13 protein-coding genes and 1 tRNA gene are annotated in these 14508 nt (G+C 57.7%); 1 reads left to right on the forward strand and 13 read right to left on the reverse strand.

What is annotated here, in order from left to right:
- Positions 1-3: 3 nt before the first annotated feature.
- Positions 4-2457, reverse strand: a complete 2454-nt coding sequence (rnr, locus tag FAY22_RS09540) for a ribonuclease R (RefSeq protein WP_146329987.1) — start codon at positions 2455-2457, stop codon at positions 4-6.
- 147 nt (positions 2458-2604) lie between these two features.
- Here rnr and FAY22_RS09545 point away from each other — a divergent pair.
- Positions 2605-2691, forward strand: a tRNA-Leu gene (locus FAY22_RS09545).
- A 174-nt stretch (positions 2692-2865) separates the two neighbouring features.
- Here FAY22_RS09545 and FAY22_RS09550 read toward each other — a convergent pair.
- The 12 genes from FAY22_RS09550 to hisS form a co-directional block, all read right to left on the reverse strand.
- A complete protein-coding gene (locus FAY22_RS09550) occupies positions 2866-3402 on the reverse strand; it encodes a phosphoribosyltransferase (protein WP_146329988.1) in 537 nt (178 codons plus the stop codon).
- A 16-nt stretch (positions 3403-3418) separates the two neighbouring features.
- On the reverse strand, positions 3419-4717 hold the full coding sequence (locus FAY22_RS22130) for an adenylosuccinate synthase (RefSeq protein WP_210411926.1): 1299 nt from the start codon (positions 4715-4717) through the stop codon (positions 3419-3421).
- Positions 4718-4726: 9 nt separating this feature from the next.
- Positions 4727-5872 (reverse strand): ATP phosphoribosyltransferase regulatory subunit, encoded by a 1146-nt coding sequence (locus FAY22_RS22135; RefSeq protein WP_210411927.1) that lies wholly within the window; start codon positions 5870-5872, stop codon positions 4727-4729.
- Between the two features lie 12 nt (positions 5873-5884).
- Positions 5885-6079, reverse strand: a complete 195-nt coding sequence (locus FAY22_RS09560; protein ID WP_210411928.1) for a DUF2065 domain-containing protein — start codon at positions 6077-6079, stop codon at positions 5885-5887.
- A gap of 12 nt (positions 6080-6091) precedes the next feature.
- The gene (hflC, locus tag FAY22_RS09565; protein ID WP_146329989.1) at positions 6092-6988 is read right to left on the reverse strand and encodes a protease modulator HflC; all 897 of its coding nucleotides are present in this window, start codon (positions 6986-6988) and stop codon (positions 6092-6094) included.
- A complete protein-coding gene (hflK, locus tag FAY22_RS09570; protein WP_146329990.1) occupies positions 6988-8277 on the reverse strand; it encodes an FtsH protease activity modulator HflK in 1290 nt (429 codons plus the stop codon). The genes hflC and hflK overlap by 1 nt, the downstream gene beginning before the upstream one ends.
- 168 nt (positions 8278-8445) lie before the next feature.
- Entirely contained in the window at positions 8446-9567 is a 1122-nt protein-coding gene (hflX, locus tag FAY22_RS09575) for a GTPase HflX (protein ID WP_146329991.1), read from the reverse strand.
- A gap of 27 nt (positions 9568-9594) precedes the next feature.
- Entirely contained in the window at positions 9595-9831 is a 237-nt protein-coding gene (gene hfq / locus FAY22_RS09580) for an RNA chaperone Hfq (RefSeq protein WP_146329992.1), read from the reverse strand.
- A 122-nt stretch (positions 9832-9953) separates the two neighbouring features.
- Positions 9954-11300: a ribosome biogenesis GTPase Der gene (gene der, locus FAY22_RS09585; protein ID WP_146329993.1), complete on the reverse strand. Its 1347-nt coding sequence runs from the start codon at positions 11298-11300 to the stop codon at positions 9954-9956.
- A gap of 6 nt (positions 11301-11306) precedes the next feature.
- The gene (bamB, locus tag FAY22_RS09590; protein ID WP_146329994.1) at positions 11307-12455 is read right to left on the reverse strand and encodes an outer membrane protein assembly factor BamB; all 1149 of its coding nucleotides are present in this window, start codon (positions 12453-12455) and stop codon (positions 11307-11309) included.
- A 20-nt stretch (positions 12456-12475) separates the two neighbouring features.
- Positions 12476-13120 (reverse strand): tetratricopeptide repeat protein, encoded by a 645-nt coding sequence (locus FAY22_RS09595; RefSeq protein ID WP_146329995.1) that lies wholly within the window; start codon positions 13118-13120, stop codon positions 12476-12478.
- Positions 13121-13138: 18 nt separating this feature from the next.
- Entirely contained in the window at positions 13139-14485 is a 1347-nt protein-coding gene (hisS, locus tag FAY22_RS09600; RefSeq protein WP_146329996.1) for a histidine--tRNA ligase, read from the reverse strand.
- Between the last annotated feature and the right edge of the window lie 23 nt (positions 14486-14508).

The following is a 14508-nucleotide window of genomic DNA, read 5'->3' on the forward strand; positions in this document are numbered from 1 at the left end:
GTCTTATCTTCTTCTCTTGCCGGGCTTGCCGGGTTTTGCCCGCGCCTTGGCGGGCCGGGAGGTCTTTCCGGCACCGGAAGTCGGCTTCGCCCGCTTGGCCTTCGCGGTCTTGTCCGGCGTCGCTGCTTTGCGTGCCGGCTTTACCGGAGCGGATTTTTCCGGCGCTTTCTTTTCGCGGGCATGTTCAGCGTCGGCGCGGCGCGCCTCGTTTCTCAGCACGGTACGGATGCCAGGCTCGTTCACCAGCCGCAGATCGATCTTGCGCGCATCCAGGTCGACCCTACTGACCTGCACCGTCACGCGGTCGGTCAGTTGATAGCGAATGCCGGTGCGCTCGCCGCGCAACTCATGGCGTATTTCGTCGTACTGGAAGTAGTCCGACCCCAGCTCGGTGACATGCACCATCCCTTCGATGAACAATGCGTCGAGCTGCACGAAAATACCAAACGGGGCCACGCCGGAAATCGTGCCGGTAAATTCTTCGCCGAGCTTGTCGCGGATGAAGTAGCACTTCAGCCAGGCCTCAACATCGCGCGATGCCTCATCCGCGCGCCGTTCATTGGCGGAGCAATGAATGCCGAGCGATTCCCAGACGGCGAGCTCGCCCTCCTTCCTTTTCTTGCCGGCAGCCTTGTCTTCGGCAAGCATCTTGCGCGCGGCCGGAGACAAGGTTGTATTCAGGCTGCCGATATCGATACCCTTCGGCTCGTAACGCTTGCCCTGCAAGATCGCCTTGATCGCGCGATGCGTGAGCAAATCCGGATACCGGCGGATCGGGCTGGTGAAATGGGCATACGCTTCATAGGCCAGTCCGAAGTGACCGATGTTGTCCGGGCTGTAGACTGCCTGCTGCATTGAGCGCAGCAGCATGGTCTGCAACAGCACCGCATCCGGACGCAACTTGATCTTCGGGATCAGCTCGGCGTAGTCCGACGCCGTCGGGGAATCTCCCCCGCCCAGGTGCAACCCCATCTGCTTGAGGAAGGTCCTCACCTGGTTGAGCTTTTCCTTGGACGGCGCCGCATGCACGCGATACATGCCAGGGTGCTTGTGACGTGCCAGCAGGTCGGCCGCGCAAACGTTCGCCGCCAGCATGCATTCCTCGATCAGCCGATGGGCATCGTTGCGCGTGCGCGGCAAAATCTGCTCGATCTTGCCCGCCGCATTGCAGACGATATAGGTTTCAGTCGTTTCGAAATCGATAGCGCCACGCTTCTGGCGTGCATGCAATAGCGCATTGAACACGTCATACAGGTTCAGCAGATGCGGCACCAGGCCATGACGCTTGCCTGCTTCTGGGCCCTTCGTATTCTCGAGAATGGCCGCGACTTCCGTGTACGTCAGGCGAGCCGCAGAATGAATCACCGCCGGATAAAACTGGTACGCCTTGATTTCGCCCTTGGCGGTGATGACTGCGTCGCATACCAGCGTCAGGCGATCGACATCCGGATTCAACGAACACAGCCCGTTGGACAGCTTCTCCGGCAGCATCGGGATCACGCGCCGTGGAAAATATACCGAGGTGCTCCGTTCCAAGGCATCGGCGTCGAGCGCATCGTTCGGCTTCACGTAATGGCTTACATCGGCGATCGCGACAATCAGGCGGAAGGCCTTGCTGCGCCCGATCTTCACCGGCTCGCAGTACACCGCGTCGTCGAAGTCGCGCGCATCCTCGCCATCGATCGTCACCAGCGGGATGTCGCGCAAATCGACACGATCGGCCAAGTCGGCGGTGCGCACTTGTGCCGGCAGCTTCGCAGCCTGCTTTTTCGCCGCATCGGAAAATTCATGCGGCACGCCGTACTTGCGCACTGCAATTTCGATTTCCATGCCGGGATCGTCGATGTCGCCCAGGACCTCGACGATCTTGCCGACCGGCTGCGTATAGCGTGACGGCTGCTCCAGCAGCTCCACGCTGACGACCTGCCCTGTCTTTGCCTTGCCGGGAGAACCGGACAGCAGAATATCCTGCCCGATCCGCTTGTCTTCGGGCGCGACGATCCAGACGCCATTTTCATTCAGCAGGCGGCCGATCACATGCGTATTGGCGCGCTCGACGACTTCGACGATCGCGCCTTCCGGACGACCTCGCCGATCGGTGCCGACGATGCGGATCTGCACGCGGTCTCCGTGCAAGACCTTCTGCATTTCCTTTTCCGGCAAGAAGATATCGTCGCCGCCGTCGTCGGGCGTCAAGAAGCCGTAGCCCTCCCTGTGCCCGCTGACCCGGCCCTCGATAAAGTTAGCCTGATGCGTAAGCTGATACTGGCCGCTTCGATTCGGCTTGATCTGCCCGTCACGCTCCATCGCATTCAGCCGGCGCATCAGGCCGTCCATTTCATTGGGCTTGACAGCGAGTGCTGCTGCCAATGCAGAGGCGTCTTGCGGCTCGGCCGCTGTGCGCAGGATGCCGAGAATTTCCTCCCGGCTGGGAATTGTGTAGGGAAATTGGCTCAAATGGGAATTTCTGTTCATTATTATTAATACGGGCTCAAGTGTAACGGAGGACTGCCGTATTTACCTAACCCCAACTTTCCTAAAGATCTATTGCACCTGTGAATTGACATCCTCCGGAATTCCGCTATAATTCTGGTCTTTCGCATCGCCCAGATGGCGGAATTGGTAGACGCACTAGGTTCAGGTCCTAGCGGTGGCAACACTGTGGAGGTTCGAGTCCTCTTCTGGGCACCAAGTTTAAAAAAGGTCCGCAATCGCGGACCTTTTTCTTTTTCCGCCTTCGCGACAAGACCCATTCCTCATCCAAGTGTCCATCTCCGCAGGCGATGGAGTTCGGCAAGTAAAAAACCCGTTGGCGCGCCAACGGGTTTTTTATTTTTTGAGTCAGGAATTGCCATCTAGTTTCACTCAATTCACCTCACCCTTTTTCAGCCATGCTGCTAACTGATGGGGGCGCAATCCGTCGAACTCCTCGAACGGCTGATGAATCCAGGGATTATGCGGCAAGTACTGCAAAAAGTAATCCGGGCGAACTGCCGAACATGCTTTACACCAGATTACAGCCGAGCGCACTTCGCTCACGGCAGGGAAATTTTCTTTCAAGTGATTCTGAACATTCTGCAGCGTGACGCCGGAATCGACGAGATCGTCAATCAACAGGACTTTCCCGCCCAGCGAACCTTTCGTCATTGTAATGTGCTTGGCAATATCCAGTTTCCCCTGGACCGTGCCAGCCTCTTCCCGATACGAGCTGGTGGAAAGAATAGCCAGAGGCACGTCGAAGATGCGTGAAAAAATATCGCCGGGACGCAAGCCGCCGCGCGCTAGGCACAACACCTGATCAAATTCCCATCCGGAATCGTGGACTATGCGTGCCAGCTCGGCAATCGCGGTGTGATATTCATCCCACGACACCCACAGGTGCTTTTCATTCGAAACATTCATTGCTTACCCACCCACATCATTCAAAAGGATGGCGCAAAACAATCGTCTCTTCGCGGTCCGGGCCAGTCGACACCATATCGACGGGCACACCAACCAGCTCTTCGATTCGCTTGATGTAGGCACGCGCATTTGCCGGCAACGCCGACAGCATTTTGGCGCCAACCGTTGACTCTTTCCAACCCGGCATTTCTTCGTAAATCGGCTCGCACCGCGCCGCGTCTTCGGCACCGACCGGGAAAACATCGATGACCTTGCCGTCGAGCTTGTAGCCAGTGCACAGCTTGAGCGCCTCAAGACCATCAAGAACGTCAAGCTTGGTCAGGCACATGCCTGAGACACCATTAATTTGCACTGAGCGGCGCAGCAGTGCTGCATCGAACCAGCCGCAGCGTCGCGCCCTGCCCGTCACCGTTCCGAACTCATGCCCAACGCTTGCAAGATGCTTGCCGATACCCTGGTCGGTCGGCAGCTCCGATGGGAACGGGCCGGAGCCGACACGGGTAGTGTACGCCTTGGTGATTCCCATGATGTAATGCAGCATGTTGGGGCCGACGCCGGAACCGGCAGCGGCATTGCCCGCGACGCAGTTGCTGGAAGTGACGAACGGATAGGTGCCGTGATCCACGTCCAGCAGGCTGCCCTGCGCTCCTTCGAACAGCAGGCTTGCGCCCGCCTTATGCGCCGCATAGAGCGCGCTCGATACATCCGTCACCATCGGCGCAATACGCGGCACGGTCGCCAACGCATCATCCAGCGTCTTCTGATAATCAACTGGCTGAGCCTTCAGATAATTGGCCAACACGAAGTTGTGATAATCGAGGTTTTCCTTGAGCTTTTCGGCAAAGCGCTGTTCACTCAGCAAATCCGCGACGCGAATGGCGCGGCGCGCCACCTTGTCTTCGTAAGCCGGGCCAATGCCCTTGCCTGTCGTGCCGATCTTGGCAGCGCCACGTGCCGCTTCGCGGGCTGCATCGAGCGCGGTGTGGTACGGCAGGATGACCGGGCAGGCTTCCGATACCTTCAATCGCGAGGCGACTTCGATACCATTGCCCTGCAGCTTGTCGATCTCGCGCAACAAATCCGGCACCGACAGCACAACGCCATTTCCGATATAACATGCTACGCCGGCGCGCATGATGCCAGATGGGATTAATTGCAAGGCTGTCTTCTGCCCACCAATCACCAGCGTATGGCCGGCGTTATGCCCCCCTTGGAAGCGAACCACGCCCTGTGCATGATCGGTCAACCAATCGACGATTTTTCCTTTTCCCTCATCGCCCCATTGGGTGCCGATGACAACGACATTTTTTGCCATACTGTTAACCTAATTTTTAAGAACCCAGTTTCCGTTTTCAAACACGATTGCGCGGTCGCAATCGAATTCGTCCTGCTCGTTTTCATGCCCGGGCAAAGCCTGAATGACAACTTCGCCTATTCTTCGCAAGTCAGCGATTTTCTCTCTCAATGCCGGTTCGGTGCTCCAGGGAGCTCGAATAGCACTCTTGCGCTCCGCCACCGGAATCAGACGTGCCAGCTCGCGCAAATCGAGCGAAAAACCCGTCGCGGGCCGTGCACGCCCGAACGCCTCCCCCACATGATCATAGCGCCCGCCGCGCGCCACGGCGTTCGGCAAGCCCGGCACATACGCAGCGAACATCACACCGCTGTGATAGTGATAGCCGCGCAGGTCGGCCAGATCTATTGTCACGCTCGCGCCCCCGGCCGACTTGACCAAAAACTCCAATTCATCCAGCGCCTTGCCGATCCCGGCTACATTCGGCAATGTTCTGCGCGCGCGATCAAGCGTGGTCACATCGCCGTACAGACCAGGCAGCGCAAGCAATGCATCACGGGTCGCGCGGTCGAAATCCTTGGCAAGCGCGCGCAGCCCGGGAATGTCTTTCGCCTCCAGCAAGCTGAACAGCTCCGCCTCCTGCTTTTGCGCCTTGGCGTCATTTGCGATGACGGCGCGCAGCACGCCCACATGGCATAAATCGAGACGAACCTGCGAGATACCCGCCAGCGCCAGCGACGCCAGCACCAACTCCTGGATTTCCGCATCGGCTTCTAGGCCGAAATGACCATAAATCTCTGCGCCGATCTGCAACGGTTCACGCGTCGCATGCAAGCCTGACGGGCGGGTTTGCAACACGCTGCCCGCATAGCACAGACGCGTCACCGACGCGCGGTTGAGCAGATGCGCATCGATGCGTGCAACTTGGGTCGTCATATCGGCCCGAATCCCCATCGTGCGGCCGGACAGCTGATCGACCAGTTTGAAGATGCGCAGATTCATGTCCTGCCCGGCGCCGGTAAGCAGCGATTCCAGATATTCCAGCATCGGCGGCATTACAAGCTCGTAGCCGTATAACCGGAAGTTGTCGAGAAGCTTGCGCCGCAACTCTTCGATTTTCCGCGCTTCGGACGGCAAAACGTCGGCAATGTTTTCAGGTAATAGCCAATTGGGCATGACGGAAATACTTTAAGAAAATAGTTCGGCGAGCCCCAGCACCAAGATGCCGCACGATAGCGCCATCAGTCCCAGGAAGCGGATCTGGCCGTCAGAAAAACGAGCAATGCGGATAAATGTTTCGCGCCACTGCCTTGGAAAGAGAAAAGGAAAGATGCCCTCCAATAGCAGCATCAATCCAAGTGCGGCAGTCAACAATCCTTTCACGACGCATCCGTGTCATTTCCTCGGGGCGCCAGAACCCCCCCCCGAGCCGGCGCCTTTGAAATACTTGAAAAACTCCGAGTTCGGATCAACCACCATCAAGTCGTTATGGCTCCTGAAGCTGGCACGATAGGCCTCCAAGCTGCGATAGAACTTGTAGAACTCGGTATTCTGCCCGAACGCTTGCGCATAGATCTGCGACGCCTTGGCGTCGCCATCGCCACGAATCTTTTCCGCGTCCCGGTAGGCTTCAGCAAGAATAACCGTACGCTGCCTATCTGCATCGGCACGAATTTTTTCCGATTCCGCCGCACCGGTGGAACGTAATTCATTGGCCACCCGCGTACGCTCCGCTTTCATGCGGTCATACACGGAATTATTAATCTGCTCGACATAGTCGACCCGCTTCAAACGGACATCGACAATTTCCACACCGATCTGCTTCGCCTCTTCGGCAACCTTCTGGCGGATGGCATCCATCACCTTGCCGCGTTCGCCGGAAATCACCTCGCGTACCGTGCGCTTGGTGATCTCGTCGTTCAGTGCGGCTTTCACGATCTGCGACATGCGATCCTGCGAACGTCGCTCGTCACCGGTAAAGCTGATGAAATACAGGCGCGGATCAACGATATGCCACTTCACATAAGCATCAACGAGAATGTTCTTTTTTTCCGCAGTGATGAAACGATCCGCTTCCGGCGTATCGAGCGTCAGAATCCGCTTGTCCAGAAACAGTACGTTTTGAAACGGCGGCGGCAGCTTGAAATGCAAGCCAGGTTCATTGATCACTTTTTTGACTTCACCGAGCGCAAACACGATCGCATACTGACGCTGATCGACAACGAACAATGTCGAGAACAGTGCGGCCAGAATGATCAGCGCCGCAATGGCGTAGGAGACAAGGCGATTCATTAACGCGTCTCCCTGTCACGCGAATCGCGTCCGTCGCGGCTGCGCGAGTCTCTTGATCTTTGGGTATCCATCGATTGCAATGGCTCGTTGTTCGGCTGTGGCATGGCGGGCGCTTGCGACTGTCCGACTCCGGAGCGTGTCGCGGCGGATTCGCTGGTGGAAGATTGCGAAATCAGCTTATCAAGAGGCAGATAAAGAAGATTGCTCCCATTCTTACTATCCACTAGCACCTTCGTCGTGTTGGCAAAAATCTGCTGCATTGTTTCCAGGTACATCCGCTCGCGCGTCACAGCCGGCGCTTTCTGGTACTCGACCAGCACCTGCTTAAAACGCGCCGCATCACCCTCGGCATTGGCGACCACGCGTGCACGATACGCCTCTGCCTCTTGCATCAAACGCGATGCGGCACCACGCGCCTTCGGTATCACATCATTGGCGTAGGCCTGCCCCTCGTTCTTCTGGCGTTCGCGATCCTGCCCCGCCTTGACGGCATCGTCAAATGCCGCCTGCACCTGCTCCGGAGGCTGCACGCCCTGCATCGTAACGTTAGTGATCTGCACGCCCGCCTTATAACGGTCGACAATCTGCTGCATCAACTGGCTGACATCCAAGGCAACCTTTTCACGCCCTTCATAGAGCACGAAATCCATCTTGCTGCGGCCGACAACTTCGCGGATAGCAGTTTCGGCAACCTGACGCACGGTCTCTTCGGCGTCACGGTTGTTGAACACCCACTCGGATGCGCTCTTGAGCTTGTATTGAACAGCGAACTGAATATCGATGATGTTTTCATCATCGGTCAACATCAGCGACTCGCGCGCCAGTTTGTTGCGTACACTAGAGCGGTAACCCACCTCAACTGTACGAACCTGCGACACATTGACAATTTCGTGGCTCTGGATCGGATACGGCCAGCGCCAGTTGAAGCCTGCCGGCGCCATGTGGCTATATTTACCGAAGGTTAAGACTACCGCAGTCTGCCCTTCCTGCACGATGAAAAAACCGCTGACCAGCCACAGGAACAGAACAATGGCGCCGATCAATCCGACGCCGACGCCCGCGCCTCGCATGTCGGGACTGAAGCCACCACCATCGCCTCCGCTGCCCCTGTTTCCGAACAAGCGATTGAGGCGCTGATTGAATTCTCGCCAGAGCTGGTCCAGATCGGGCGGCCCCTCGTTCGGCTTCTTACCGTCCTGGTTTTGACCATTGTCCTGAGAGCCACGGCCCCAGCGCGGGTCGTTCAATGAAAACTTCAGGCCAATTTTTTTTAGTTGAGGAACAGGCATTCTCTCGCTATCGGGCAAATGTAATGGGTCGCAATGCGAGTTATTATTAAAGCTACTCGCGAAGCTGTCCGGCGAGGCTCAATCCTTCCGCGCCAAAATCCGGGCTGCACTCATCAAGCAGGCTACCGCTGCCACCAGCGACATTTCCGCCGGCGCGCACAAGCTGCACTAGGCGCGCGCATCGTCCGATGCGTGCGCCGGCAAGCGACCGAGATGTGCTGGCGCGTTCATCCTTGCATATTCAGCGATGGCATTGCGAAGCAGGTCAAGGCCGGCCCCAGTTTGGGCACTAATAAAAACTCGCTGGATTTTATCATATTCATCACGCTCAAAACCCGGAGCAAGACTTGCAGCGTCAATCTTGTTCCAGACAAGAATCTGCGGAATGTGATCGGCACCGATTTCGGCCAGCACAGCATTGACCTGATCAATTTGCTCCATACGCACCGGGCTGGACGCATCGACCACATGCAGAAGCAAATCTGCATGGATCGTCTCTTCTAGAGTAGCGCGAAAAGCCGCAACCAATTGGTGCGGCAGCTCGCGGATGAATCCGACCGTATCGGAAATGATGACACTCCCGGCATCGCCCAGATAAATTCGGCGCGAGGTCGTGTCTAGCGTGGCAAACAGCTGATTAGCCGCATAGGCCTGCGCCTTAGTCAAGGCATTGAACAAGGTCGATTTCCCGGCATTGGTATAACCGACCAGCGAAACCGAGAACGTATTGTTCCGGTTGCGCGCCCGTCTTTGCGTTTCGCGTTGCCGCTGCAACTTGTCGAGACGCGTACGCAGTGCCTTGACCCTGCCACCCAGCAGGCGACGGTCCGTTTCCAATTGCGTCTCGCCCGGACCGCGCAAACCGATACCGCCCTTCTGCCGTTCCAAGTGCGTCCACCCGCGGACAAGGCGGGTAGCGAGATGCTGCAACTGGGCCAGTTCAACCTGCACCTTACCCTCGTGGCTTTTTGCGCGCTGCGCAAAAATATCGAGGATGAGGCTGGTCCTGTCAACCACGCGCGTCTTCAGATGGCGCTCGAGGTTGCGTTGCTGTGCCGGCGACAAAGCGTGATTGAAAATGACGATGTCGAGCTGCCCGTCCGCGACGGCATGTGCCACTTCGTCGGCCTTGCCTGCGCCTACGAACAGTGCGGCATCCGGGCTGGAGCGCTTTCCTGTAACGGTTACAACAGGATCTGCCCCGGCCGACTTCGACAACAGGGAAAGTTCGTCAAGACTGGCGGCGAAATCCCCCTTGCCAAAATCCACGCCGACCAAGGCAGCGCGCATAGAGTATTTGAATTGTGTAACGATGTGTTATTCCGCGTCGGATTCAAGATTGATGTTAACGGCACGAGCCGGCACGACTGTGGAAATCGCATGCTTATACACCATCTGCGTTACGGTATTGCGCAGCAGAACGACGTATTGGTCGAACGATTCGATGTGCCCCTGAAGCTTGATGCCGTTGACGAGATAGATCGAAACGGGTACGTGCTCTTTGCGTAAGGCATTGAGGAACGGGTCTTGTAACAATTGCCCTTTATTGCTCATGGGAGCTCCATTGTGTAGTTGTGATTTAGGAGTTGAAGACGACCTGAAAAATTTCAAGTCGCCAGTGAATTACGACTGTAATCGATTTTTGCTATTCGCGCCAATCAAGTGCCGAGAAAAGCCTATTTTTCGCTCTTGGCAAAAGGATTCTTGCTCGAACGCAGTTCGATACGTAATGGAGTGCCGACCAGCGAAAAAGTTTCGCGGAAGTGCTTCTCAAGATATCGCTTGTAATTGTCGTCTATCGCTTCCAGCGCGTTTCCGTGGATAACGACAATCGGCGGGTTCTGTCCGCCTTGATGCGCATAGCGCATTTTCGGACGGATCGATCCTTTGCGGCGCGGCTGCTGGTGTTCGAGTGCCTCGATCAGCGCGCGTGTCAGGCGCGGTGTCGACAGCTTCGCCATCGCCGCGTCATAAGCGGCCTCGACCGACTTCATCAAGGGTGCAATGCCGCTTGCCTTCAATGCCGAAATGAAGTGGAATTTTGCGAAAAACAGGAAGTTGAGCTTACGCTCCATATCCATCTTGATCTGGTCGCGCTTGTCGACGTCGAGACCATCCCATTTGTTGACGCCAACAACGAGCGCGCGACCGGACTCCAGGATAAACCCGGCGATGTGCGCGTCCTGCTCGGAGATATCCTGTTGAGCATCGAGCAGCAGGACAACGACATTTGCCTCAGAAATCGATTGCAGCGTCTTAACGACCGAAAATTTTTCGATCGCCTCGAATACCTTGCCTCGCCGTCGGATACCTGCCGTATCGATCAGCGTATAGTGCTTGCCGTCGCGTTCGAACGGGATTTCAATCGAGTCGCGCGTGGTACCGGGCATGTCGAACGCGATCACGCGATCTTCGCCGAGCAGCGTATTGACCAGTGTTGATTTGCCCACGTTCGGCCGCCCGACGATTGCAATCTTGATCCCCTTGCTGGCAGCAGCCGGTTCGTCTTCCGCCACGGCCGGCTGCTGGGCGGCGGCGACGTCAAGTGCCTCGTTGACCAGGTCGAGTACGCCATCGCCATGCGCTGCGGAAATCACGTAGGGATCGCCCAGCCCCAGCTCGTAGAAATCGGCGGTGACGGAGGTGTATTTCATGCCTTCCGCCTTGTTGACCACCAACATGACAGGCCGCCCGGACTTGCGTAAAAAATCGGTGATCGTCTTGTCATGCGGCGTCAGGCCTTGCCTGCCGTCGACGATGAACACCACGACATCGGCTTCCGCGACCGCCTGCTTGGTCTGCTTGGCCATCTCGTGCATGATGCCTTCTTTGGCGACAGGCTCGAAACCGCCTGTGTCGATGACGAGAAAAGGCCTTTCGCCGATCCGTCCTTCACCGTAATGTCGATCGCGCGTCAACCCCGGAAGGTCCGCGACCAACGCATCGCGCGACCGAGTCAACCGATTGAATAAGGTGGATTTGCCGACATTCGGTCGGCCTACTAATGCAATAACCGGCTTCATTGAATCTCAATTGGCCGCTAACGCAACCACTGTACCTGCCTGTGTTTGAAAAATGACGTTCTTGCCGTCGACCAGCGGCGTTGCCGCCGTAATGGCGCTGCCGTCCGGGTTTGTGCGCGCCACGAACGCACCGTCCTCGCGCGACAGGAAATGAATGTATCCCTGCGCATCCCCAACGGCGACCTTGCCATCAAACGCCACCGGCGTCGAAAGATCGCGATTGACTAGCTTGCTGTTGCGCCATGCGCCGGAGCCGCTTTCACGCGAGAAAGCCGTGACATTCCCCTTATCGTCCGCTGCATACACGAAGCGGTCGTCGATGCCGAGCCCCACATCGCTGGAAAGCTCCCGTCCCCAGCGCACGGCGCCCGTCATCGCGTCAAAACATCCGATGCGCCCCTGATACGCCACGGCGCAAACGTCGCGACCAGCGAGTACGGGAGCCCCCGATACATCGGCAACCCGCTCCAGTTCGGTGGTGCCGCGCGGATCGCCGACCGCCACTTCCCAGCGCGGTCCGCCATTGGCCAATGTCAGGGCCAGCAAACGCCCGCCAGGCATCGCGACATATGCAGTCGCACCCGATATCACGATGCCGGGCGCGGTGCGCAAGGTCAGAGGCGGCGCGGTGCGCTGCACAATCCAGCGCCGCGTACCGGACTCCACGTCGTAGGCTGCGATCCTGTTGTCGACACTGCGCACGATCACCAATCCCTGCCCGACCGCCGGCGCCGACAGAACTTCGCTCGATGCCTGAGCCTTCCAGCGCAGCTTGCCGTCCGCATCAAATGCCAGCAACATGCCCTTTTCACCGGCAACCGCAACTATCGTGCCGTCGGTCCCGACGCCCGCAGTCAGGCGCGTGCCGGCATCGATACGCCAGATAGAACGGCCTGTCGCCGCGTCGATGCGCTCCAAGCCCCCCTTGGCAGCGGCCGCATAAATGCTGCCATTGGCCAGCGCCGGCGAGAACACAAAGCCGTCCGATTTACCCACCGAAGCAGACCATACGGTGCGTACGGTCAGTGTCGGTTTGAAATCAACCAGCGGCGCCGGTGGATTGCGAGTTTCCTTATGAGAAAACGGATTCAAGGACGAACATCCTGCCAGCGCGACGGCGACAGCGATACAGCCCAGTTTTACTGCAATGCGCATTTCTTCCCCTTTGATCCGGCTTATGCCGCCTTGTCCGCGGCACCGCCCAACGCATCCAGTTTCAACTGGATCAGCTGTCGCTCCGGATTTTTCTGATCCGTCTTGTCGAGTGCCAGCTTGTAAGCGGTGCGCGCATCCTCGATCTTGTTTTGTGCGGCGAGGATATCACCCTTGCGATCGGCAACAGCTCCCGCAAACGCATCGGGGAAGTTGCCCGATAGCAGTTTCAATGCTTCATCAAAGGCCTTTTCATCGAGCAGAATGCCGGCCAGGCGAATCTTCGCGATTGCCTGATACTCGTCGCTGCCATGCTCAACCACCCATTGCAGTTGCGCCTTTGCCGCCTTCAGGTCATTGGCATCGAAAGCGCTTCTGGCTGCGGCAAGTGCACCCATCTGCGCATATGCCGTGCGCCCGAATTTCCCGGTCATATCGGACGCCGCACGCTGCACCTTGGCGTTGTCCTTGGACGCAGCGGCTTTTTGCAATTCCTCGTACAGTTGCCCGGCCTGCGCGGCTTGAGTGCGCTGGTAGTAGTTCCAGCCCGTCCATCCCGCATAGGCGGCCAATGCGATGATCAGCAGCCAGGTGACGAGATTGCCGTACTGGTTCCACCAAGCCTTCAGAGACGCTAACTGCTCCTGTTCTTCGAGATCGTATGCCATGATGATATTTTTGTAGTGTTAATGGTGATGGTGGTGGTCCGGGTGGTCGCAACCGTCGCTGCAGGTAATCTGGTCGACCACGTAGTCGGCAACCTCTTCGAATGCCACGGTCGTCTGGTTGTTGTCGGCATTCTCGCCGCGCATCGTCTTGACGGTTGCGCTGCCATTGGCGACTTCATCGTCCCCGATGATGACTGCAAAATCCGCGCCGCTTGCGTCTGCGCGTTTCATCTGCGCCTTGAAGCTGCCGCCGGCGCTGGCCGACGCGCAATGCAGCACGACGTCTAGGCCGGCATCGCGCAAGCGTTCCGCCACTACAAACGCCTGCATCCCGGCGGCCTCGCCCTGATGAACGACATAAACGTCGCACAGCTTTTGCGCAAACTTTTCGCCGGAAGCCTTCATCAACTCCAAGAGGCGTTCGACCCCGATCGCGAATCCGCATGCAGGCGTTGGTTTTCCTCCAAACATTTCGATCAGCGGGTCGTAACGTCCGCCGCCGCATACCGTGCCCTGCGCGCCAAGCTGGTCTGTGACCCACTCGAACACGGTGCGATTGTAATAGTCCATGCCACGCACCAGGCGCGGATTAATGGTGAATGGAATGCTGTTATGGCGCAGAATTTTCTGCACGCCTTCGAAGTGGGCCAGCGACTCTTCACCGAGATAGTCAAGCAGCTTCGGCGCGGCGTTGACCATCTCCTGCATGGCGGGATTCTTGGTGTCGAGGATGCGCAGCGGATTCGAATGCAGGCGACGCTGCGCGTCGGCATCGAGCAGCTCCTTGTGCTGCTCGAAATACGCGATCAGGTCGGCGCGATGCCGGTTGCGCTCCTCGGCATTGCCAATCGAATTGAGTTCGAGGCGGATGCCCTGCAGACCGAGGTCGTCCCACAGACGCTGGCACAGCATGATCAGCTCGGCATCGATATCCGGGCCGGTGAAGCCGAGCGCCTCGGCGCCGACCTGGTGAAACTGGCGATAGCGGCCGCGCTGCGGCTTTTCATGGCGGAACATCGGCCCCGCGTACCACAGACGCTTAGGGCCCTCGTAGGTCAGGTTGTGCTCGATTGCGGCGCGCACCACCCCGGCCGTGCTTTCCGGGCGCAGCGTCAGCTGATCGCCGTTCATCGAATCGACAAAGGAATACATTTCCTTCTCGACGATGTCGGTAACGGCGCCAAGGCCACGCGCAAACAGTGCTGTCGGCTCGACGATCGGCGTGCGGATCTGCAGGAAGCCGTAGCTCTTCAACACCGACTGCACCGTATTCTCGAACAATTCCCACAACGGCGCATCTGCCGGCAGGATGTCGTTCATCCCTTTTACGCCGACGATTTTTTCTGCTTTCTTGTTTTCTGACATTCTATTCGGACGATCAATATACG

The organism is Noviherbaspirillum sp. UKPF54, assembly GCF_007874125.1.
Lineage (GTDB): Bacteria > Pseudomonadota > Gammaproteobacteria > Burkholderiales > Burkholderiaceae_D > Noviherbaspirillum.

Bases quoted from the DNA above. Each gene is read 5' to 3' on its own strand.
- FAY22_RS09595 (WP_146329995.1), bottom strand. From the start codon at position 13,120: ATGGCATACGATCTCGAAGAACAGGAGCAGTTAGCGTCTCTGAAGGCT.
- FAY22_RS22130 (WP_210411926.1), bottom strand. From the start codon at position 4,717: ATGGCAAAAAATGTCGTTGTCATCGGCACCCAATGGGGCGATGAGGGA.
- hflK (WP_146329990.1), bottom strand. From the start codon at position 8,277: ATGCCTGTTCCTCAACTAAAAAAAATTGGCCTGAAGTTTTCATTGAAC.
- hisS (WP_146329996.1), bottom strand. From the start codon at position 14,485: ATGTCAGAAAACAAGAAAGCAGAAAAAATCGTCGGCGTAAAAGGGATG.
- bamB (WP_146329994.1), bottom strand. From the start codon at position 12,455: ATGCGCATTGCAGTAAAACTGGGCTGTATCGCTGTCGCCGTCGCGCTG.
- hflX (WP_146329991.1), bottom strand. From the start codon at position 9,567: ATGCGCGCTGCCTTGGTCGGCGTGGATTTTGGCAAGGGGGATTTCGCC.
- FAY22_RS22135 (WP_210411927.1), bottom strand. From the start codon at position 5,872: ATGCCCAATTGGCTATTACCTGAAAACATTGCCGACGTTTTGCCGTCC.
- der (WP_146329993.1), bottom strand. From the start codon at position 11,300: ATGAAGCCGGTTATTGCATTAGTAGGCCGACCGAATGTCGGCAAATCC.
- hfq (WP_146329992.1), bottom strand. From the start codon at position 9,831: ATGAGCAATAAAGGGCAATTGTTACAAGACCCGTTCCTCAATGCCTTA.
- FAY22_RS09550 (WP_146329988.1), bottom strand. From the start codon at position 3,402: ATGAATGTTTCGAATGAAAAGCACCTGTGGGTGTCGTGGGATGAATAT.
- hflC (WP_146329989.1), bottom strand. From the start codon at position 6,988: ATGAATCGCCTTGTCTCCTACGCCATTGCGGCGCTGATCATTCTGGCC.